Raw genomic sequence first — 24,492 nt, 5'->3', positions numbered from 1 at the left:
GCATCGGGCGGGCGACCTGTCGGCGCGCGGCGGCTCAGTCGTGCCGGGCCGATGCCGGCTCGCCTTGCGGCGAGCCCGATGCGGACGCCACCGCATCCGAGATCCAGTAGCGCTCGCGCGCGAAGGGGTAGGTCGGCAGGCCGCCGGTGCGACGCCACGCGCCGGCCGGGTACAGCGTGTCCCAGGCGATGGCCTGCCCGCCCACCCAGGCCGCGGCCAGCGCGTCGAGCCCGGCCGTGGCCGTCACCGGCGCGGCGCCGGCCACGGCGCGGCGGCGCGCGGTACCGAGGTGCAGGCGCGGCACGCCGGCCCCGTCCATGCCGCCGGCCGCGCGCCAGGCACGCAGCACGCTCAGCAGGTCGTCGCGGTCGGCGACCGCCACCGCGAGCCGCGCGGCCATCGGCTCGCGAGCGCTCTGCAGGGTCCGCAGCATCCGCGCGAAATCGGGCACGGGGCCTTGCTCGAGAAACGCGATCCATCGCTCGACATAGGCGGCCAGCCGCGCGCGGTCCTGCGCCGACAGCACGAACAGGTGCGGCGCATCGGACGACCCGGCCGGCGGCGGCGCATCGGCGGCGCCCGTCCATTCCTCCAGCACCAGATGCGCGTTGACTCCGTTGCCGATCGCGGTCACGCCGGCACGGCGCGGCACCGGCTGGCCGTCCACGCTGACCGGCTCCCAGGGGCGGGCCCGCGTCGCCAGCCGGAACGGCAGTCGCTCGAAATCGATCGCGGGGCTGAGCCGGGCCGGCAGGCGCGTCGGAGTCAGCGTGGCGTGCGACAGCGAGAGCGCCGCGCGCATCAGCTGCGCCATGCCCGAGGAAGCCTCGCCGTGCCCGATCGCCGGTTTCACCGACCCGATCGCGTAGTCGCCCGTGGTGCCGCGGCGCTCGCCGAACACCTCGGTCAGCGCCGCCATCTCCACCGCGTCCGAGCCCTCCACGCCGCTGGCGGCCGCCTCGATGTAGCTGATGCTGCGCGGATCGAGATCGGCGCTCGCCAGCGCCGCGCGGATCGCGGCCGCCTGGCCGGCCGCGTCGGGCTGGCCGTAATAGCGCATGCGGCCGTTGTGGCTCAGCGCGCCGGCACGAATCACGGCGTGCACCGGATCGCCGTCGGCCACCGCCTGCGCGAGGCGCTTGAGCACCACCACGCCGACGCCCTCGCCCGGCACGTAACCGCTACCGCCCGCGCCGAACGCCGCGCTGCTGGCATCGCGCGAGAGCATCCGCACCAGCGAGAGCTGCAGATGGCCGGAGGGATGCAGGCACAGGCTCACGCCGCCCGCGATCGCCAGCTCGCCGCCGCCGTGACGCAGGTACTCGCAGGCCTCGTGGACCGCCACCAGCGACGAGGCGCAGTGGTTGTCGATCGCCACGCTCGGCCCTTTCAGATCGAAGAAATGCGACACGCGGCCGACCATCGACGCCGGCGAGGTATGCGGCTGGGTGCCCGCGTACTGCGCCGCATAGAGGCTGTAGCCGTGCTTCGACAGGCCGCCGAACACACCGGTGCGCTCGCGCAGCGCCGCGTCGAGCCGCGCCGGCGGATAACCAGCGTCCTCCAGCGCCTTCCAGCATTCCTCCAGGAACAGCCGCTCCTGCGGATCGATCATGGCGATGCGGCGCGGCGCCATCCAGAAGAACAGCGGATCGAAGCAATCGACCTCGTCCAGGAATCCGCCCCACTTGCCATAGGACTTGCGCAGCCGCACGGCCTGCTCGGGATCCGGGTGGTAATGCTCGCGCCAATCCCAGCGCTCGGCGGGAATCTCGCTGATCGCCTCGCCGCCCTCGACCAGGTTGCGCCAGAACGCCGACAGCTCGCCGGCACCGGGGAAGCGTCCCGCCATGCCGACGATCGCGATCGCCTCCGGCTCCCCGGCGACATGACGGCCGGCCCGGCGCCCAGGGCCATCGACGGCGCGGTTCGCGGGTTCGCTCGACCCGGCCGCGCCGTGATCCATGCCGGCATCCACGCCGGGCGGCCGTGCACCGGCGCCGGCCGGCGCGTGCAGCAGATCGGGCAGATCGACGCGCGCGGCCGGCGCGTCGGGCACGCTCGCCGCCAGGGCCTCGGCAAGCCGCGCGGCAAGCTCGTCCGGGTGGCCGGCCTCGCGCGCCGCCTCGGGCAGGCCGATCGGCAGCGCGAGGCGAATGCAGCGTTCCAGCACGCGGGCCTCGCCGCTGCCGGGCAGGTGGATGCCGGCACGCACGCCGTGGCGCTCGTACAGCACCCGCAGCAGCGCCTCGCGCGGATGGCGGTAGCCGGCGTAGCCGGGCACGGCATCGGCCGGCACCAGCACGCAGTGCCCCGGCACCGGCAGCAGCGCGGGAACCCCGCGCGCCGCGAGGGCCTCGCCCAGGCGCGCGGCGAAATCGAGCTGCGTCGAAACAGCCCGCTCCAGCGCCTCGCGCTCGCCGAACGACGCGCAAGCGAGCTGCGTCTGCAGATGGTCGAGCAGCGCGCCCTCGATTTCCGCGTAGCGCCGCGCCCTGCCGATCAGCCGGGCGTCGTGCGCGGCCAGGATGCCGCCCGCGCCCAGGCCGAAGTCCTTGCAGAGGCTGCCCATCACCACGTCGGCACAAGCGGTGATCGCCGCAACGGTTTGCCATAGGCCAAACGCGGCACGGCCGGGCTCGTGACGCCGGATCAATTCCGCGTTGCGCAGGATGCGCGTGATGTCGAGCACCAGGGGCACGCCGCGCGCGCGGCACAACGCCGACACCTCAGTGAGCTGGGCCAGCGACGAGGGATAGCCGCCCGCCGCGTTGTTGCAGAGCTCGATCATCACCATCGCGATGTCGTCGGCCTGCTCGTCCAGCCGCGCCCGCAGCCGCGCCATGTCGATACCGCCGCGAAAGATCTCGCGGCACTGCGCGTCGAGCGCTCGCGGGTCGGGAATCTCCAGCGGCACGAAACCGGCCTTCACCGCGTTGTGGCGCGTCGAGAAGAACGGGATGTTCTGCAGGATGGTCCGGCGCCGGGCCGGGAACAGGCTGAAGAACACCCGCTCCGCGCCGCGGCCCGAGGTGGTCAGCACGCTGTGCTCCATGCCGAGCAGGCGGCCCGGCGCGCCCCGCTCGGGATCGGGCGACACCAGCCCGGCCAGCAGCCGCCGTGCCCGCTCGCGCACGAACGGATAGCCGAGGTGAGCCCAGGAATCGCTGACCAGGTCGAGCCGGATCCCGGCGGGATCGACCGCCGTGGCGTCGAAGAATGCATCGGGCCCGTCGGCGGCCGGGCTCGCCGCCGGCATGGCCGCCGGCTCGGCGCGAACGGGCTCCACCGCATCCTTCGCGTCCACCGCGGCCGGCGGCTCGCCACGTGCCGCGCCCAGGGCCGCTTCGTCCGCCTCGATCTGGCGGGCGATCTCCTCGTAGGGCACGCCGCTGCGAAAGAACTGCCCCATGCACTGCTTGATGATCTGCGGCCGGCTGTCGGCGCTGCGGTACAGGTAAAGCGGATATTCGGCCGGGTCGTACTTGTTCTTGTACTGGTGGTTCTGCACGCCGCGCTGGAAAATCCGCGCGAGCTGCCCTTCCGTGCGATTGACGAGCGCCCAGCCTTCCACGTCGCTGAAACCTTCCTTCGGCTCGAACAGGCCCCAGGTCAGCCCCAGGCTGAACTTGCGGTATCCCTGCGCCTTCAGCAGCCCGATGATCGTCACATAGGCGTATTCGGTGCCGCCCAGCGGCATGTCGGGCAGGAAATATTCCTGGTCGGTGATGTAGCCGTCGTCGATATGGCTGAGCACCACCACGTTCTGCAGCCGCTCGCCGAGGTAGGTCAGGTAGACGCGATAACGCTTGAGCAGATTCCCGACGCGCATGTCGGCCAGGATCGCATCGACCTTGTTGACGACGCCTTTTTCCCGGCTCCAGGCCGCCATGACGGCGCGGATCTCGCTGTCGATTTCGGGCGTCGGTTCGGTGTACTCCACCACGCGGCACGCGGCGTCGCGTCCGAACTTCGAGACCAGGTAGCGCAGCTTGCGCATGCGCGCGCCCTCGATGCCGAACGCGCCGATGTCGTCGATGGTCTGCACCACGCCGAGCGGCGTCGAAAGCAGGCCGCATTCGCGCTCGATGTCGGGCTTGCGGCGATTCGACATGTCGAGGTAGCAGAGCGCGCGCCCTTCCGCGCGCGCATGCCGGTGCAGCACGGCGAGCAGGGCCGGCTCGCGCTCCGGCGGCCCGACGTAGCGCGTGACGAACAGCAGGCCGCGGTCGCGCAGCACGTGGATGTGATCGTCATGCGCGTCGGACAGGAAGATCGACGGCCACAGATCGAGAAACACGCCGTCCTGGTGCTCACTGCCCTTGCGCGCGGCGAGCCGCGCCGCGAGGGCGGGCTCGCCGCGGATGGCGGCCTTGTCGACGAAGCGGAACCCGGCGGGCGGCGCCGGCTCCACCGTGCCCGCCACGATCTCCTCGCTATACGTTGCTTGCATGGCACTCCTTTTCCTGTGCTTGCCGTTCGAGCAGATAAGCGGCCAGCTCCTCGATCGTCTCGTGTTCGAAAAACAGCGTCTTCGGCAGGCTGCCGAGGTCCTTTTCCAGCTCGGCGATCAGGGCCATCGCCATGATCGAATCGGTGCCGTAGCTCGCGAACGGCGCATCGATCTCGATACGCTCCGCCGGCAGCTTCAGCACGCGCGAGAGCAGATCGCGCAGGTAATCGTGCATGCCCTCGGTGGTGTGGGCGGGCGCACCGGGCTCGACGTCGGCGGGCGCGGGCACGCCGCCCGCCGCGGGCTGCGCGACGGCCGGCAGATCGGGCAGCGCGGGCGCGTCCCGTTCGAGCAGGTAGGCAGCCAGTTCCTCGATCGTCTCGTGCTCGAAGAACAGCGTCTTCGGCAGGCTGCCGAGGTCCTTCTCCAGCTCGGCGATCAAGGCCATCGCCATGATCGAATCGGTGCCGTAGCTCGCGAACGGCGCGTCGATCTCGATACGCTCCGCCGGCAGCTTCAGCACGCGCGAGAGCAGGTCGCGCAGGTAATCGTGCATGCCCTCGGTGGTATGGACCCGCGCACCGGCTTCGACGCTCACGGCCGCGGGCACGCCCCCCGCCGCCTGGTCCGCCTCGTCGCCGTCGACGGCCGATGCCGGCGAGTCCGTCGCCGGCTGCGCGACGACCGGCAGATCGGGCAGCGCGGGCGCTTCCCGTTCGAGCAGATAGGCGGCCAGTTCCTCGATCGTCTCGTGCTCGAAGAACAGCGTCTTCGGCAAGCTGCCGAGGTCCTTCTCCAGCTCGGCGATCAAGGCCATCGCCATGATCGAATCGGTGCCGTAGCTCGCGAACGGCGCGTCGATCTCGATACGCTCCGCAGGCAGCTTCAGCACGCGCGAGAGCAGATCGCGCAGGTAGCCGTGCATGCCCTCGGTGGTATGGACGATATCGCCAGCGCCGGCCGTATCGACCGTGGAGGCGGGGTGCTTCGCCGGCTCGCTCGTGACCGGCGCCGGAGTCGGCGCCGTCGCCGTGGCGGCGGCAATGCCGGCATCGACGCTCGCCGCGGCAGGTGAGCGCCGCGAACGCGCCACGGCCTCGGGTGCCGACGCGCTCGTGCTTGCCGTGCTTGCCGCAGCCGGTGCGGCGGCCGCCATGCGCGCCGGCGCGGTGCCCTCGCGAGCCTGGCGGACCACACCGTCGCTCTGCGCGATCACCACCTGCTGCCCGTGAGCGTGCAGCGCCGGCGCCGGAAACACCACGTACTCGAATCCCTCCTCCACCAGCACGCGCCGCCAGGTGGCCATGTCGATACCCGGCGAACCCGGAATCCGCAGCTCCGCATCCCGATACATCCACCAGCCGTCGAGCAGCCCGAAGGTCACGTGGCTGAACAGCGACTTCAGGCTCAGCTCGTTCAGCACCAGCAGCCCGCCCGCGCGCAGCGTGGCCTTCACGTTGCGCAGCGCGCGCCGGATGTCCTGCGTGGCATGCAGCACGTTGGTGGCGATCGCGAGGTCGTAGCGGCCGACCGGCACGCCCTGCGGCCCGATCGGTCGATCGACGTCGAAGATCCCGGTGCTCAGGAACGGCGCGCGCGGCGCGTACTGCTCGCGTGCATGGAGCAGGAAGGCATGCGACAGATCGGTGTAGCGGTATTCGCGCACGGGCACGCCCTGCGCGGCCAGCTTGCGCAGCAGGCCGTCGGTGGTGCCGCCGGTGCCGGCGCCCACCTCGATGATGTCGAGCTCGCGGCCCAGCACCCGGCCGTGGGCGAGCACCGCATCGTGCACCACCTCGTTGAACAGGTCGGCCTTGCGATTGTTCTTGTAGAGCCCCTCGACGAGCGCCATGCTCGAGCCGGGGAACATCACCTCGGTGGCACGCCGCGTGCCGGCCAGCAGCTCCGGCAGCGCGCGCAGGCAGACCTCGGCCAGCCGCATCGGCACGCGCCGATAGTCGTCCTCCACCCAACCCAGCGAGGCGCGCGCCCAGTCGTCCCAGACTGCCGTGGCGGCCCGACGGCCGGCATCGCTCAAGGACAGACGCGCGTCGGCACCGCCCGCATGCGGCGCGAGATAACCGAACCCGCGCAGCATCGACACGCTTTCCTCGAACCATTTCGCGTGGCGCGCCGCCACCGGGGCGGCTGCCTCGATGCACGGCAGCATCCCCGCGAGCAGGCCGCGCGCGATCAGCGTCTCGAGCTCGGGGTTCGTCACCTCGAGGCTCGCGGCCTGGGCCTGCCAGTGGTCGGCACGCGCGGCCAGGGCGGCCTGCAGGGCGGCGGTAGCCGGCGCGGCCTTGCCCTCTGGCCAGTCGCGGCCGGGGTAATGGTCGAGCCGGTCGGCGCGGGCGTCGCCGAGCAGGTTCGGCGTCAAGGTCTTGAGCACGGCGACCTGCGCGAAGCGGCTGGCAAGCAGCCGCTCCAGCGCCTGCATGCCCTCCTCCGGCTCGATCGAACCGAAGCCGGCCTGCGTCATGCGCTCGCGATAGCTCGCCTCGCTGACCACGCCCACGCTGCCCCAGTAACCCCAGTTCATGACCTTCACGGGATAGGCGAGCGTGCGGCCCAGGTGCGCGGCGAATGCATCCTTGAAGGCACAGCCGGCCGCGTAGTTCGACTGCCCGGCGGTCTTGCCGAACGAGGTGATCGACGAGAAGAACAGCATGAAGTCGAGCGGATCGTCGCCGAACACCTCGGCCAGACGCACGCTGACGTCGGCCTTGGCGCGCCAGGCGGCGAGAAAGCGCGCCTCGTCCATGGTCGCGAGGCTCGCATCGGCCAGCACGATGGCCGAGTGGATCACGCCGCTGGTCGGCAGCGCCTGGCCGTCCCAGCGCAGCGCGGCGATCCGCTCGCGGGCCGCGGCCAGCGAGTCGCGGTCGGCGGCATCGGCGCGCAGGTAGACGGGCGGCGTGCCGAAGCACGCTAGCCGCTCGCGACGGGCGCGCATCGACGCGTCCTCCTCGCGCCGGCCGATCCAGACGATGCGGGCGCGATAGCGCGCCATCATCCAGCGGCTCCACACCTCGCCGATCCCGCCCGCGCCGCCGATCACCACGTAGACGCCGCCGGTCTTCATCGCGCAGGCGCGCGGCTCGGGCAGGTCGATCGCCACCAGCTCGCGGGCCAGCCAGCGATGGTGCCGGTAGGCCAGCGCATTGCCGTCCGGATCGAAGCGCGCCGACAGCATCGCCTCGACCGGCCAGTCCTCGGCGGCGGGCATGTCGAGCACGCGCACGCGCCAGTTGCGGTATTCCTTGGCCATCGATCCGACCAGGCCGTGCACGCCGGCGTGGGCAGGCCGAGGGAGGTCGGCGCCGCTGGTGGCATGCGTCTCGCGCGTGACGACGGTCCAGTCGAGCGACTTCGCGCCATAACCGGCCGCGAGCAGCAGCTTGACGATACGGAACAGCTGCAGCACGCCGTGCCCTTGCGCGGCCACCAGCGCGTCGCCGCGCGCGGCGGCCGGCTCCGGCGGCGCGATCCAGATCAGGTGCGCGAGCGCCGTGCCGTCGTCGAGCCGGCGGCGCAGCGCGTCGAGCGCGGCACGGCCATCGCCGGCGTCCTCGCCGGGAGCGAACTCGCAGGCGGCATGGGCCGCCGCGATCGCCTGCCGCTCGGCCTCGGTGCCGCCGAGCACGAACAGGCGCGTGCCCGGCGCCGGCCGGTTGGCCGCCTCGACCAGCCGCTGCGCATCGGCCGGCTCGCTCCAGGTCGCGGCGCGCGCCAGCAAGCCGAGCTCGGCGTCGGCCGAGATGATCGCGGCCGGCGCAGTATCCGGCAGCTCGGCCGACGGGGCCCGGGCCGCGATGGGCGCCGCGCACGCCTGCGCCGTGTCCGCCGCCGGACGGCGTGCGAGCGGGCGCGAGCTCAGGCCGCGCAGCCTGACCAGGATGCGCCCGGCATCGTCGCAGACGTCGATGTCGATGCACTGCGAGGCGGCCTTCGCCGCGTCGCCGCGTGCCGCGGACGGACGCAGCCAGGCCCATGCCGCCTCGTCGCAGGCACCGAGGATATCCACGGTGTCGAGCGCGAACGGCAGGTAGGGCGTACCGCGCGGCACTTCGTCCGCCCGGGCCGTGCCGCGCAGGCCGATCGCGGCCTGCAGCACCGCATCCAGCAAGCCGGGATGCAGCACGAACGGCCGCGCGGCGGCACGCTCGGCCTCGGGCAGGCGTACCCGCGCCAGCACGCCGGCGGGACCGACCAGGCAGCGTTCGAGGCCGCGATGGCTGGGGCCGTAATCGATGCCGGCCCGGGCGAAACCCTCGTACCAGACAGCCGGATCGACCGCCTCGGCCGCCGCGAAGCTGGCGCGCAGGGCATCGAGGTCGAGCCGGCGGTCAGCCTCGGCAAGCGCGGCGCGGCCGACCGCGCCCTCGCTGTGGATCACGCGCTCGCCGAGCCGATCCTGGCCGCAAATGCGCCACGCCGTCTCGGGCGCATCGCTGCGGTCCAGTTCGATGGACAGGCGCAGCGGGCCGTCGCCGGCCACCACCGGCCGCACCCAGCCGAGATTGCGGATGCGGATCGCGTCGCCCAGGCCGAAGCTCAGGCGAGCCGCCTCGCGAGCGATCTCCAGGTGCATCACGCCGGGCAGCATGCGATGGCCGTTGACGCGATGGTCGGCGAGGAAGGCCTCGCCGCCGTCGAGTTCCAGCACGAAGCGGCCGGCGTGCCCCGCGTCGCGTCGCAACGGATGCGGCGCGGGCGCCGCGCCCACCGGCCTCGAGGCGGGCGACACCGGCGATGCCGCCGCGGTCTCCGAAATCCAGTAATGCTCGCGGGCGAACGGGTAGCCGGGCAGATGCACGCGGCGCGGCGCGGCCGGCGACCCGGCCGGATGCAGCTGCGCCCAGTCGATGCGGGTTCCCTTGATCCAGGCACCGAGCAGGGCCTCGTGCTTGTGCCCGGCCAGCCAGATGCCGACCAGCCGCTCGAGACCGTCGGCCTCGGGCGGGCGCGCGCCTCGCGCCGGCCGCACGCTGCCGCGATAGACGCCCGGCGCATCCGGTATGCCGTCGACGCAGGCCGCCAGCCGCGCTTCCAGCTCGGCCAGCGAGCCGACCACGAAGCCGAGCCGCTCGCGCATCGGCTCGCGGCCGACCTGCAGCGTGTAGGCCAGGTCCGCGAGCCTCGGCCGCGCGGGCGCGGCGCGCAGGAAGGCCAGCAGCGTGCGCACCTGCTCGATCAGCCGCTCGGGGTCGCGCGCGGACAGCAGCACCGCCGCCGGCCGACCGTCCTCGGCGGCGTCACGCACGCCGTCCTCGCGATACTCCTCGATCACCACGTGCGCGTTCACGCCGCCGATCCCGAACGAACTGACGCCGGCGCGGCGCGGCAGCTCGCGGCCATGCCGGTCGAGCGGCCGCGGCCAGGCCGCGTTGGCGCCCACCACGCGGAACGGCCCGCCGTCGAACTGGATATAGGGATTGAGGGTCTCGCAATGCAGGCTCTTGACCCATTGCCCGCGCGCCATCTGCAGCAGGACCTTGATGACCCCCGACACGCCGGCCGCCAGCTCCAGGTGGCCCACGTTGCTTTTCACCGAACCGATCGCGCAGGCGCCGGGCACGAAGCTCGCCCCCGGCTCGCCCTGGGCGCGCAACAACGCGTCGAAGGCCTGGTTCAGGGCGTTGATCTCGATCGGGTCGCCGAGCTTGGTGCCGGTGCCGTGCGCCTCGATGTAGCCGACGCGGCGCGGATCGCTGCCGGCCCGCTCGTGCGCCTCCACGATCACGTCGCGCTGCGCGGCCGGATTCGGCGCGGTCAGCGAGTTCGAGCGGCCGTCGTGATTGACGGCGCTGCCGCGAATCACGCCGTAGACGGGATCGCCGTCGCGCCGCGCATCGGCCAGGCGCTTCAGGAACAGCATGCCGATGCCTTCGCCGCGCACGAAACCGTCGGCGCGATCCGAGAAGGTCTTGCAGCGGCCGTCGCCGGCGAGCATGCCCGCCTTGCCGAAGCCGATATGCGCATGCGGCGAAAGAATCGTCTGCACGCCGCCCACCAGCGCCAGGTCGGCATCGCCGCAACGCAGGCTGACCACCGCGCGATGCATCGCCACCAGCGAGGACGAACAGGCCGTCTCGACCGGCTCGCTGGGCCCGTGCAGGTCGAGAAAATGGCTGATCCGGTTCAGCGCGATCGACGGCACCACGCCGAGGAACGAATTGCCCTCGATGCCCTCGCCGGCCTCGCGACGCAGATCGGCATAGCCGCTCTGCGCGACGCCCGCGAACAGCGCGGTGCGGCTGCCGGCCAGCGCGACCGGGTTGTAGCCGGCGTCCTCGATGGCCCACCACGCATGCATCAGCAGCAGCCGGTGCGCCGGATCGAGCAGGTAGGCTTCCTTCGGCGACAGGTTGAAGAACAGCGGATCGAATTCCGCGATGCCGTCGATGAAGCCGCCCCACTTGCTGCTGGTCTTGTCGCCCTGTTGCTGCGGATCGTCGAGATAGTCGCGCCAGTTCCAGCGCTCGGCGGGAATCTCGCCGACGCAGTCGCGGCCTTCGAACAGGTTGCGCTCGAACTCGGCGACATCGCGCGCGCCGGGGAAACGGCCGCTGATGCCGATGATGGCGACCGCGTCGGCGTCGGCGTCGACGGTCCCGGCATCGGCGAGCCGGCGTGCCGCGCTCGCGGGCGGCGACCCGTCGCCGGCGGGAGTGGCGGCACCGCCGTCGCGTTCCGGTGCACCGTGCCCGGCCGCCGGCGGCGACGCATCGCGCCGCGCGGGCCAGGCCCGCGCCTCGATATCGTGATGGAGGCCAGCCTGGCCGTCATCCGTGCCGGGCAGCACGGCCTCGACGGCCGGCGCAAGCACCTCGGCGGCCTGGTCGGTCTCGGCGGCCGCGAAGCAGGCGGCATGATGGGCCGCGAGATACGCGGCCATCCGCTGCACCGAGCCATGCTCGAAGAACAGCGTGGGATTCAGCGCGCCGGTCGGCGACGCGTCCAGCCCATAGCGCTCGTTGAGCCGGTTGCTCACCAAAGTCAGCGACAACGAATCCAGCCCGTAGTCGCCGAACGGCTGGCTCGCGTCGATCTCGTCCGCCGCGGAGCGGATCACCTCGGCGATCACGTCCTTCAAGCAGGCCGCGATCCGATCCGGATCCGCCTGCCGGGCCGGTGCCGGCTTCGAGGCGGGCAGCGGCCCGGCGGCCGGCATGGCCTGCGGCGCGGGCGCGGTGGCCGGCGAGACCATCGACGATACGATCGACGAAGCAGCCGACGAAGCACCCGGCAAGACAGCAGCGGCGGCGACGCCAGGGCGGTGCCAGTCGACCGCCAGCGCGACCTGCTCCGAGCCGAGCGCGTGATACAGCGCCTGCACCACCGCCAGCGCCGGCTGGCTGGCGATGCCGCCGGCGCGCAGCAGGGGCGTCCGGCCGGGCCACGGCAGCGGCGCCCCGGCGGTGACCGACACCGTGCGCCCGAAGCCGATGCCCGCCTGCACGCGCGCCTGGCGCGCGTCGACGAAGCGAGCCACGAGCCCGACACGGTGTTCCCCGCACGCGTCGTCGTCGACGCGCGTTTCGCCCACGCTGGCCCCGATCGGCGCCGCGCAGGCGGCAAGGAAATCGAGCGCATCGGCGCGCGTTGCCGCGTCGATGGCGGCCAGCGCCGCCAGCGTATCGCGCGAGGACGCGCCTGCCGGGTCGTGCGCGCAGTGCAATACGCCATCGATCCGGCCATGGCGATCGCGGATCCGTGCCGCCAGGTCCGCGGCATCGCGCCCGGCATCGCCGGTCAGGCACACCAGCCGCGCGCCCTCGCCGCGATGGCGCTCGATCGCCTCGACGATCGCCGGCTCGGGCGGTTGGGCATCGCTCAGCACCACGGTCACGCGTTCGACCGTGAGCAGATGACAGGCCAGGCTGGCGCCGAGCGCGCCGTTCGCGCCGGCGATCCAGTAACAACCGCCGGGACGCAGGGCGTCGGTCTCCAGCAGCCAACGCGGCACCGCCGCGTCGATCCAGCCACGCACCCGGCGCGTGCCGTCGGCCTCGTGGCGCACCTCGGCGGCATGCCCATGCCGCTCGCGCTCGACGAGCGCCGCGACGCGCTCCGCGCTCGCCTCGGCCAGCCCCGCCACCAACACCAGGGCGCGGCGGCCGGTGGCCGCCGCGTCATGGCCGAGCCAATCCGCCAGCGTGTCGTCGGCCGGCGCCTGCCGCGCATCGGCCAGCACCAGCAGATCGCGCGGCCGGCCCTCGGCTTGCGTCGCGGCCTGGTCGCGCGCGAGATCGCGCAGCGCAGGCCGGTGCCGCGCGTCGTCGCCTTCGGGCAGCCAGCTCGCGTCGATGCCGAGCCGGCGCAGTTCGTCGCTCAGCCGCGGCGCGGCCTCCAGCACCGCCACCCGCGGCGCGTCACGCTCGCCGCGATGGCGGCCGGCAACCATGGCGCCGGCATCCGCCTCGCGCTCGTCGCGCGGTTCGCCGGGCTGCCAGACGGCGGCCCGGTAGCGATTGGGCTCGCTCGCGCCGTCGGCCGCCTCGGCCCGCGCGCTGAACTCGCGCATCGACACGCAGACGGTGCCGTCCGGATCGATCAGGTCGATGTCGTAGCGGGCCACCCTGCCGTCGCCGCCGGCCAGGCGGACATGGACCCAGGCCTCGCGGCCGGGCCGGCGCCGCATCTCCAGCGACTTGACGAAGAACGGCAGGCAACCGCCGTTCGCGCGCGGCTGCAGGACCAGGCTGTCGGCGATCTGAAACGCCGCGTCCATCATGCTCGGATGCAGCACGAAGGCTTCGGGGGCACCGGCCGAGGCCGGCAGCGCGAGCCGCGCCAGCACCTCGCGCTCGCCCAGGTGCAAGGCCGTCACGCTGCGGAAGCTGGGCCCGTACTGGCCGCCGCCGCTGTCGAGGAAATGGTAGAAGCGCTGCGCCGGGATCTCGCGCGGGCAGCGCGCCAGCAGCGCCGCGAGATCGATCGCCGCCACCGCCTCGAACGCACCCGGAACCACGCGAATCGTCCCCTGGCTGTTGGTGCGGCCCGCCTCGCCGGCGCCGGAAGCCACCGCGAAGCGCATCACGCGCGCGGCGTCACCGGTGCTGCCGGTCGCCTGCGCGCCGTCCAGGCGCAATTCGACCCGGCACGGCGCGTCGACCACGATCGGCGCCATCCAGACCACGTCGTGCAGGCTCACGGCGCCCTCGCCCTGGCTTCGCACGGCCGCCAGACGCGCCATCTCCAGATAGGCGACGCCGGGCAGGATCCGCTTGCCGCGGATCAAGTGGTCGGTCAGGAAGAATTCCTCGCCCGAATAGGTCGCGGTGAAACGCGTGAGCGCGCCGTCGACGTGCTCCTCGTGCATCAACGGGTGCAGGCGCGGCGCGTCGGGCGCAGCCTCGCGACGCGGCTCGTCCCGGCCGTCATGCCCGGCCGGCCGCGACCGTGGTTCGCGACGCGGCGCGGCCGGGCAGGCCTCGGGGGCGAACGGATAGGTCGGCAGGCTCACGCGCCGCGGCGCGCGGCCCGCGTAGAGCCGGCGCCAGTCGATCCGCGCGCCGTTCGCCCACAGCGCCGCCACCTTGGCGAGCTTGCCCTCGGCGCACCAGGCGGCCACCAGGGCGTGCCCGGCCGCGTCGTCGTCGAACAGCGCCGACAGCGTCGCGTCCTGCCCGCTCTCGCCGGCGAAGCAGCTCGCCGCGTCGGGCGTGCCGCGCAGGAAGCCGGCGAGCGCCGCGGCCAGCGCGTCGTGGCCGTCCACCACCAGGGCCAGCCGGTGGCGCATCGCCTCGCGTCCCGTCTGCAGCGTATGCGCGAGCGCGTCGAAGTCGGGCAGCGCGCCGGCCTCCTGCTCGAGGAAGGCCAGCAACTGGGCCGCCTGGGCACGCAGGCGCTCCTCGCCGCGCGCCGACAACACGACCAGGCGCGACGCGGCGGCGCTCACGGTGTCGCTCGCTCGCTGCCCGGCCGGCTCACGAGCCTCGAGTATCAGATGCACGTTGGTGCCGCCGATGCCGAACGAACTGAGCGCGGCGCGCCGCGGCAGTCCCGACGCGACGGCGGGCCAGGGCGTGAGCCGATCGACCACGCGAAACGGCGAGCGCTCGAAGTCGATCTCGCGGTTCGGCTTGCGATAGTGGATCGACGGCGGGATCTCGCCGTGCCGCAGGCTCAGGGCCACCTTGATGCAGCCCGAGAGCCCGGCCACCGTGTCGAGATGGCCGATGTTCGGCTTGACCGAGCCGATCGCGCAGAACCCGGTGCGGCTGGTGTGACGCCGGTAGGCCTCGGTCAATGCCGCCACCTCCACCGGATCGCCGAGCCGCGTGCCGGTGCCGTGCGCCTCCACATAGCCGATCGTCTCGGGATGGATGCCGGTCGCGTCAAGTACCTTGCGGATCACCTCGGACTGGCCGCCCACGCTCGGCGCGTAGAAGCCGACCTTGTCGGCGCCGTCGTTGTTGACCGCGATGCCGCGCAGCACCGCGTACACCGCGTCGCCGTCCTCGATCGCCTCGCGCGCGCGCTTGACGAGCAGCACCGCCACGCCCTCGCCGGACGTGAGGCCGTCGGCGTCCTCGTCGAAGGTCCGGCAGCGCCCGTCGCTGGACAGGTTGAGCCCGGGTTGGTGCAGGTAGCCGATGCCGGCCTCGGGCAGCACCGTCGCCGCCCCCACCAGCGCGTAGCGGCTCTCGCCCTGCAGCAGGGATTTCGCCGCCACCGACAGCGACACCAGCCCCGACGAGCAGTTCGAGTGGACGAACAGGCTCGGGCCGGTCAGGCCCAGCTCGTACGAGATCCGCGTCGGGATCGTGCCGCCCTGGGCAAGCAGCCAGGCCTGGTACTCGTCGGAGGCGTCGATGTTGCCGGCCGCGCGCAGCATGGCCTGGTAGTAGCTGTTCGACGCCGACATGTAGACGCCCGCATCGGCGAGCTGGTCGCGCGTGTAGCCGGCATCCTCGATGACCTTCCAGGCATGCTGCAGCAGCAGGCGGAACTGCGGGTCCATCAGTTGCGCGTCCTTGGTGGTCAGCCGGAAGAAACTCCGGTCGAACAGGTCCTTGCCCTCGATGGTCTGCTGCATCGGCACGTAATGCCGGTTGCGGATCAGCGCATCGGGCACGCCGGCCTCGCGCAGCTCCTGGTCCGAATAGAAACGCGCGCCCGACCTGCCCTCGCGCAGGTTGCGCCAGAACGCGCGGTGATCGATCGCGCCGGGAAACTGGCACGAAATACCGATGATCGCGATCGCGTCGTCCAGTTCGTCGCGTGCCTCGCCTTCGGCGCCGGCCCGCCGCGCACCGGCAGCGCGTGCCGCGCCGGCGCCCCCGTGGGCGCGTCCGTCGGCGTCTTCGTCGGCGGCGGCGCCGCCCTCGCCATCGTCCTGCCGGCGCAGCCGCTCGGCCAGGTGCGCCGCCAGCGCGGCCACGTTCGGGTAGCGGAAGAAGGCGCCCGCGCCGGGCGCCGCGATGCCGAACTCGGCCCCCACCCGCGCGGCCATCAGCGCGACCGACAGCGAGTTGCCGCCGGCCTCGAAGAAGCCGTCGTCGCGGGCGATGTCGTCGACCCCCAGCACGTCGCGGCAGATCGTCAGCAGGCGCGCCTCGATGCGGGCGACCTCGGCGCGCCGGTCCGACGCGCCGCCGCCCGCCGCGGGCGTCTGGCCTGCGGCGGCCACCCGCAGCCGCACGCCGCGCCCGGCGAGCGCCTTGCGATCGAGCTTGCCGTTGTGCGTCACCGGCAGCGCGTCGATCGGCTGGAACAGCGCGGGAATCATGTAGTCGGGCAGTCTCGCGGCCAGGTACTCGCGCAGCTCGGCCGCGCCGGGCACGTCATGCGCGCCGTCGGCATCGCGCGGCACGTGATAGGCGACCAGCTGGTCGCCGCCGGCCTGGCGCCGCGCCACCACCGCCGCCGCGCCGATCGCCGGATGCCGGGCGAGATGCCGCTCGACGTCCTCGATCTCGATGCGATGGCCGCGGATCTTCACCTGGAAATCGATCCGGCCGAGATGCTCGATCTCGCCGTCCTCGCGCCAGCGCGCCAGATCGCCGGTCCGGTAGCAGCGCTCGCCGCCCGCCAGGGCGCGCGGCCAGCCGTCGACGAATCGCGCCGCGGTTTCGGCGGGACGATTCAGGTAGCCGGCGGCCAGGCCGGCGCCAGCGATGCACAGCTCGCCCGGCACGCCGATTGGCTGCAGGTTGCCGTAGGCGTCGACGATCCGCACCCGCGTGTTGTCGATCGGCGTGCCGATCGAGGTGGCGCGCTCCGCCGTCACCGGCGCGAGCATCGACCAGATGGTGGTCTCGGTCGGCCCGTACAGGTTCCAGACCTCGCCGCCGAAGGCCAGCAACTGCGTCTTGAGCGTGTCGGGCAGCGGCTCGCCGCCGCACAGCACGCGCAGGCGACGCGGGTTCGACCAGCCGGCGTGGCAAAGCATCGCCCAGCTCGAGGGCGTGGCCTGCATCACGGTCGCGCCCGAGCTGTCGACGAGTTCGCGCAGACGCGCGCCGTCGCGTGCCGTGGCGCTGTCGCAGATCACGCAGCGCGCGCCGCATACCAGCGGCAGGAACAGCTCGAGGATCGAGATATCGAAGCAGCAGGTGGTGACGGCCAGCAGCGTGTCGTGCTCGTCGAGGCCGGGGCGGCGCGCCATCGAGGCGAGGAAGTTGAGCAGCGCGGCATGCGTGACCATCACCCCCTTCGGAGTGCCGGTGCTGCCCGAGGTGTAGATCAGGTAGGCCAGCCCCGGGGGCAGCCCGGCGCCGTCCCGGCTCGCGATCCGCGGCGCGGCGGCCGCGTCATGCTCCGGCGCGTCGATCACGATGGCGACCGGGCCGGCGGCTTGCGCCCCGCCCATGCTCGCCGCCTGCCCGGCATCGTCGGCCGCGCCCGCCACACGCCGCATCAGCGCCTCGGTGCCGGCCGCCAGGGCAGCCTGGGTCAGCAGCGCCGCGGGCCGGCAATCGCGCAGGATCGCCTCGGTCCAGTCGTCGGGATAGGTCGGGTCGAGCGGTACGTAGGCCGCGCCGGTCTTCCACACCGCCAGCAGGCTCACCACCAGTTCGATCGAGCGCTCGAGCCGCACCGCGACCGCCTGGCCCGCGCCGATTCCGTGCCGGCGCAAGCGCGCGGCGAGCGCGTCGCTGTCGCGCACCAGCCGCGCATAGTCGAGCGAACGATCGCCGCAGGACAGCGCGATCGCCCGCGGCGCGCGCGCCGCGCGGGCATCGATCCATTCGTGCACGTGGCGCTCGGCCGGCAAGCGGCCTTGCGGGCCCTGCCCACGCGCGAGCAGCCAGGCCACCTCGTCGGGCGGCAGCATCGGGCAATCGGCCAGCCGCGCCGAGGCATCGGCGAGCAGGGCATCGAGCAGGGCCAGGTAGTGGCGCGCCATGGCCTGCACGGCCGGCGCGCCATGCCGCGCGCCATCGTATTTCCAGTTGAGCGTGTAGCCGGCCGGGCCGGCCTCCACCACTTCCAGCACCAGCTCGTACTCGCCGGCCTGGCGGATCTCGCCGATCGGCTCGACCCCCTCGCCCACCTTCAGGCCGCCCAGGAAGTCCTGGTACATGAAGGCGATCCGGTAGAGCGGCGCACTGTCCCGCGCGCCCTGCAGGCCGAGTTCGCGCACCAGCGCGCCGAACGGATACTGCATCGCGATCGCGTCGACCAGCTGGCGCTGCACCCGCTCGAGCAGGGTCGCCATGGATTCCTCGCCGGCCAGGCGCGTGCGCAGCGGCAGCATGTTGATGAACAAGCCGAGCGTGTCGCGATAGCGTCCCGGTGGGCGCGCATCGACCGGCATGCCGACCACGATGTCGGGCTCGCCGGTATGGCGATGCAGCAGCAGCGTGAAGAGCCCGAGGAACAAGGCGGATGCGGACAGATTGCGCTGCGCCGCGAACGCGGCGACGCGCGCCGCCCGGGCCGCGTCCAGCGACAAGGCATGCACGCCGGGGCCGGGCTCGGCGGCGCCCGGGTTCGGCATCGACGGCAGCGCCAGGGCCGCCGGCAGTCCCTCGAGTTGCCGGCGCCAGTAGGCGAGGCGGCGCGCGCCTTCCTCGCCGGCCAGCAGCGCGCGCTCCTCGGCCACGAAATCGGCGAAAGCCTCGGACGCGGCCAGCGCGCGGCCGGGTGCCGGCCGCGTGCCGCCGACCAGGGCGTGGTAGGTGTCGAACAGCGTGCCGACCAGCAGCAGCAGCGACTGCCCGTCGAGCACCAGATGATGCACATGCAGGGCGACGATGGTCCAGGTCGCGTCGAAACGGCCCTCGCCGGCCGGCCGCGCCGACCGCCAGCCGTCCAGCTCGAGCACCTGCACGCGGCACAGCGGGCCGTCTTCCAGCGCGAACGGCTCGCGCGCCTGCCGATTCAGCCAGGCCAGGATCGCGGCCTCGTCGGCTGCGGCGGCTTCGGCGCCGAGCGCCTCGGCCAGCGTCGAGACCACCGGCTCGAGCGTCGCGACCGCCGGCTGGATGCAGCGCGGCTCGCCGTCGATCACGCGGATCGCCGCGCCCAGCGACGGATAGCGCTGGGCCAGCACGCGCAGCGCCTGGCGCAGCGCATCCATGCGCAGCTCGCGCACGGCGAAGCACAGCGGCACGTTGTAGGCACCGCGATCCTCGTGCAGCGCCTGCAGGGCCCAGATGCCGCGCTGCCCTTCCGACAGCGCGCAGTCGGCGCCGTCCTCGGCACCGCGGCGCAGCTCGCCGGCCAGATCGGCGGTCGTCAGCTTGCCTTCCCGGTAGGCACGAATCACTTCACTGATCATGGCGTTCATTTGGTGTTCTCGATCAAGAAAATCGTCTCCTCGAGGCTCAGCGCACCGCCTTCGAGTCGTTCGAGCAGGGCCATCACGTCCGGGGCGGGGCCGTCGGCCACGTCCTCGGGCACGGCCCCGGAAGAAACAGCGGATGCCGCGGGCGCGCCCTCGAGTCCGGCGACGGACGGGGCGACGAATGCGGCGGGACAGGTAACGCTCAGGTAGGCGGCCAGACGCTCGATGCTCGGGTAGTCGAACAGCACGCTCGGCAGCAGCGCCTCGCCGGTGGCCTCGCGCAACTGGCCGGCCAGGCTCACGAGATCGAGCGACGAGAGCCCGAGGTCGAGCAGGCTGCGGCGCCGGTCGACACGTTCGGCCGGCAGGCCCAGGCGACCCGCGATGCGCGCGGCCAGCCACGCGGCCGGCCCGGCTTCCGGCATCGGGGCGGCGGCCGCCGCCGCTGGCGGCACGACGGCCGCTGCCTCGGTGGCCTGCGCATCGCCGGCCCCCGCGGAGTGGTCCGATGCCGTGGCGCGGGCCGGCAGGCTCCGCTCCCAGCCGGCGACCGTCGCGCAGCGGCGACCGGCAAACGGGTAGGTCGGCAGGTGCACGCGCCGCGCCGCGTCGAGCGCGGGCCAGGCCAGCGTTTCGCCGGCCAGCCAGCGAGCCGCGCAGCCGGCCTGCGCCGCATCGAGGCCGGCCGCGCGCGCCTGGGCCTCGCTCACCGCGCCTTCGAGCCGGCCCGGCGCGGCACCCGGTTCGACGCCGGCCCCGCTCGCCGCGAAATCACGCAGCCGGTCGAGCAGCTCGGCCGTGCTGGCCGCGCACAGCACGACCCGTCGCGCCATCGATTCGCGCGCCACCCGCAGCGTGTGCGCCAGATCGAGCAGATCAGGCGGCGTCGGCGCGGCAGCGAGCCACGCGGCAAGCCGCGCTGCCTGGCGACGCAGGGCAGCGTCGTCCATCGCGCTGAGCGGCACCGCGTGCGGCGTGTGGGCCACTGCGCGCGGCCGCCCCGGCATGGGCGCCGGCGCCGCCTGCACCACCAGGTGCACGTTGGTGCCGCTGTGGCCGAAGCTGTTGATCGCGGCCAGGCGGGGACGGCCGCCGGCGCCGTCGCGCCACTCGCGCGCCGGCTCGCCGAGCCGGAACGGCGAGGCGTCGAGGTCGATCATCGGATTGGCGCGCGCGGGACGCGGCATGCCCGGCAAGCGCGCATCGCGCATCGCGAGCAGCACCCGGATCAGGGCGACCACACCGGCGGCGGCCGCGCCGTGGCCGATCGTGGTCTTCACGGTGCCGAGCGTGCAGTAGCCGGTGCGATCGGTGAAACGGCGGAAGGCACGCACCAGCGCATTGGCCTCGACGGCATCGCCGAACAGCGTGCCGGTGCCGTGTGCCTCGACGTAGTCGATGTCGGCGGGGTCGATCGCGAAGCGCTGGTAGACGTCCACCATCAGCTCTTCCTGCGCCACCCCGTTGGGCGCCATGATGCCGTTGCTGGTGCCGTCCTGGTTCACGCCCGAGGCCTTGACGATGCCGTGCAGCGGATCGCCGTCGGCCAAGGCCTGGTCGAGCCGCTTCAGCACCACGATGCCCACGCTCTCCGAGAACGCGGTGCCGTCGGCATCGGCCTCGAAGCTGCGGCAGCGCCCTCCCGCCGACAGCATCCCGGCCTGGCCGAGCGTGCCGAGCATGCGCGGCCCCATGGCGGCGAAGATCCCGCAGGCCAGGACCAGGTCGGATTCGCCGCGGCGCAGGCTTTCGCAGGCGAGATGGATCGCCACCGCGCTCGACGAGCAGCCGGTATTGATCACGTAGGCCGGCCCGCGCAGGTTCAGGTGGTACGACACGCGCGAGGCGATCAGCGCGTCCGAGGCGCCGCTGAAGGTAGGCGAACGATAGTCGACCGGCTCCGCGCCGACGAACACGCCGACCCGCTTGCCGGCCAGCTCGACCGGGTTGTAGCCGGCATCCTCGAGCGCCTTCCACGATTCCTGCAGCACCAGGCGCTGATACGGGTGCATCGCGTCGGCCTCCTCGGCGCCGAGCCGGAAGAAGTCGTGATCGAAATCGTCGCGCGCTTCGAGCATGCCTTTCGTGGCGGCGGCCACACCGTCGTGGCCGCGGGCCAGCAGCGCGGCGAATGCCGCCACGTCGGGCGCCTCGGGGAACTGCCCGGCCATGCCGATCACGGCGATGTCGGAAGACGATGCCGAGGTCGATACCGACGCCAAAGCAGATGCCGATGCCGATGCCGCAGTCGATGCCGAGGTCGCAGCCGAAATCGAGGCCGGAGTCGAGGCCGAGGACGAGCGCGAGGCCGGCGCCGGTTCCAGGGCCGATGCGGCCGCCGCCGACGCATCCGGCGGCATCGACGCCGCCGCGGGCGCCGCGGCGCGCGCCAGCAGCCGGCCGCCATGCGTCGCGACGATGAACCCGGCAAGCCGCTCGACCGTCGGATACTCGAACAGCACCGCCGTGTTGAGCGGCAGGTCGAGTGCCTGCTTCAACGAATCGATGAAGCGCACACCGAGGATCGAATCGATCCCGTAGTCGAGGAACGGCACCTGGTCGACGATCCGCGCCTCGGACAGCTTCAGCGATTGCTTCAGCGCGTGGTGGATCGCCGCCACCACCTCGGCGCGCGTCGAGGCGGCATCACCGGCGCCTGCCGTACCGCGCGGCGCCGGCCTGCCGCCGGCCTCGTCGGTGGCGGGCGCGATCCGATCCGCGTCGGGATGCGCCCCGCCCTGCTCCCGCGCCGGCGCCTCCACGCGCTGGCGGATCACGCCGTCGCTGCGCGCGGCCATCACCTGCTGGCCGAGCGCGTGCGCATCGCGGGCAGGCAGCTCGATCGCCTCGAAACCTTCCTCCGCGAGCAGGCGACACCAGCTCGCGGCCGCCAGCACGGGGCTGCCCGGCTCGCGCAACGCGGCGTCCTGGTGCAGCCACCAGCCCTCCAGCAGGCCGAAGCTGAGGTGCGTGAACCACGACGGCTCGACGATCTCGTTGATCAGCAGCAGGCCGCCCGCGCGCAAACACGCCTTGGCATTGCGCACCGCCTCGCGCACCCCGCGCGTGGCATGCAGCACGTTGGTGGCGATCAGCACGTCGTAGCGGCCGAGCGGCAGCGACTGCGCCTCGAGGGGCCGCTCGATATCGAGCAGGCCGGTGCGGAGATATGGGGCCTGCGCGCCGAAACGCGCCTGCGCGTGCTGCAGGAAGGCCTGCGAGAGATCGCTGAAATGGTATTCGCCGATCGCGGCGGCATGCGGGCGCAGCAGCGCCAGCAGGACCGCGGTCGTGCCGCCCGTGCCGCCGCCCACCTCGAGCAGGCGTATCGGTTCGCCCCGCTCGCCGGCCGCGCCATCGAGCCGGTCGCGCAGGTAGTCCAGCAGCGCGGCGCCCTGCACCGCGTTGAAATAGTCGGCCACCGGGTTGTCGCGGTACACGCCCTCGACGCGCGCCATCGAGCCGCCGGGAAACAGCAGCTCGGCGGCCGGCAGCCGGCCGGCCAGCACCTCGGGCAACGCCCGCAGGCAGGCTTCGGCGAGCTCGAGCTGCGCGCGGCGGCCGAGGCCGGGCGGCAGGTTGGCACGCCAGCCGGCCCAGTCGCGCCACAGCGCGTCGAGCGCGTCGGCCTCGACCAGCACCTTCGGCACGCCATCGACCAGACGGATCCAGCCGAGCGCCGCGAACCGCCGCAGCGTCTCGTCCCACCAGCGTTCGCGCCAGGGCTGGTTCGCGCGCGGCGCGGCCAGCAGCGGGCCGAGCGTGGCGTAGGCGAGCCGCGCGAGCCAGGTCTCGATCTGCGCGGACGCGACCGCCGCGCCGGGCGGCGGCACCAGCGCCGCGCCAGCGCCGCGCGCCACGGCATCGGCCGCGCCAGGCGCGGCCCGCGTGGGCACGGCCGCCGACTCGGCGAGCCTCGCCAGTTCGCCGGGCAAGACCGGCATCAGGCGCTCGACCTCGGGCGTGGCGCGCATGCAGACCAACTCGCGCAAGGGGTTGCCACGCGTGCACTGGCTGACGAAATACTCGAAGCAGGCAAAACCCTGCTGGTCCGAGAGCGCCGCGAGATGCCGCGAACCGAGCGCGGAATCCGCCAGCGAGGTCTCCCAGAAGCCCCAATGGATCGTGCCGACCGGGAAGCGTGCCGTGCTCGCGATCGAGCGCACCCAGGCGTCGCCCGCGGTGGTCGCCGCCGCGTAGGCGCCGAGCCTCGCCGCGCCGGAAAACGAGAACGACTGGGCCGAGGAGCAGTAGCAGAGGAAGTCGAGCGGCTGGTCGGCCAGCACCTCATGGAACACGCGGCTGCCGCTCGCCTTGACCTCGAGAATCTCGTCGAGGCGCTGGACCGGCAGCCTGGCGATGCCGTGGTCGGCATCGAACACCATGCCGCAGAACACCGCGCCGTCGATCCGGCCGTGGCGCCGGCGAATCGACGCGATCGCGGCACGCATCTGTGCCGCGTCCGTGACGTCGGCTTGCAGGTAGTCGGGTCCGGCACCGAGGCTGCCGAGTGCCGCGCGAGCCTCCGCCACGCGCGCCGATTCGGGCGCGCTGCGGCCGATCCAGATCACGCTCGCGCGATAGCGCTCGGCCAGTTGCCGCGTCAGCACGCGGCCGACATGGCCCGCGCCGCCGAGGATCAGGTAGACACCGCCCTGCTTGAGTCCCGCCGCGGCCGGCTCGCCGGCCGTTTGCAGGCGCACGAATGCCTGCCGGTAGGCACGCCCGGCCTGCAGCCTGACGAGCGCGCCGCGATCGGACGGCGCCAGCCGCGACACCGCGTCGAGCACCGGATGCGGGGCCGCGGCGTCGCGCGGCGCGCACAGGTCGGCGAGCGACACGTCGACGTGGGTCACGCGCAGGCGGTGATCGCCTTGCGCGAGCGAGTAGGCGATGCCCGCCACGCCGCCACCGACCGGATTCGACGGCGTGCCGTCGCGCCGATGGTGGTCGAGCGCCAGGATCACGCAGTCGATCGCGGCATCGGCGGGCTGGGTCCGCATCAAGGCCTGCGCGACCTGCAGCAGGGCACGTTCGTCGTCGCCCGGCGCGTGCCCGGCGGCAGGGCCGGCCGCGCCGGTATCGAGCCAGCCGGACGCGCTCGATGCGTCATGGCGGGCCTCGCTGCAACCCGCCACGAAGTACAGCGCCCGCACTGGCGAGAACGCGGCGAGCCAGTCCGCGAGCCGTGCCGCATCGGGCGCGCCGTCGCGCCAGACGCGCCCGTCCGGCGCCGCTCGCGGGCCGGACAGGTCCAGCCGCAGGCAGGCCGCGCCGGCGTCGCGCTCGAGCGCCT

The 24,492-nt window shown here is 73.2% G+C and carries 3 protein-coding genes (1 of these 3 running past the window's edge); all 3 read right to left on the bottom strand.

Annotated elements, in window-relative coordinates:
• Positions 1–34: 34 nt before the first annotated feature.
• Tightly spaced (each overlapping or abutting the next), the 3 genes in view from FB600_RS07260 to FB600_RS07250 form a layout consistent with a single transcriptional unit that may run on beyond the window.
• A complete protein-coding gene (locus tag FB600_RS07260) occupies positions 35–4,453 on the bottom strand; it encodes an aminotransferase class I/II-fold pyridoxal phosphate-dependent enzyme (RefSeq protein WP_096752326.1) in 4,419 nt (1,472 codons plus the stop codon).
• A complete protein-coding gene (locus tag FB600_RS07255) occupies positions 4,437–19,199 on the bottom strand; it encodes a non-ribosomal peptide synthetase (protein WP_145756445.1) in 14,763 nt (4,920 codons plus the stop codon). Before FB600_RS07255 ends, FB600_RS07260 begins: the two co-directional genes overlap by 17 nt.
• Positions 19,196–24,492: the 3' portion of an SDR family NAD(P)-dependent oxidoreductase gene (locus tag FB600_RS07250; RefSeq protein ID WP_145756444.1), read on the bottom strand. 11,587 nt of this gene lie beyond the right edge of the window; 5,297 of the gene's 16,884 nt are visible here — the last part of the coding sequence; the start codon falls outside the window, past its right edge; the stop codon is at positions 19,196–19,198. The genes FB600_RS07255 and FB600_RS07250 overlap by 4 nt, the downstream gene beginning before the upstream one ends.

Origin of the sequence: Burkholderia sp. SJZ089 (assembly GCF_007828315.1) — a bacterium.
In the GTDB taxonomy this organism is placed as follows: Bacteria; Pseudomonadota; Gammaproteobacteria; order Burkholderiales; family Burkholderiaceae; genus Burkholderia; species Burkholderia gladioli.
The sequence above is the reverse complement of the archived record's forward strand: the minus strand, read 5'-3'. Positions and strand labels throughout refer to the sequence as shown.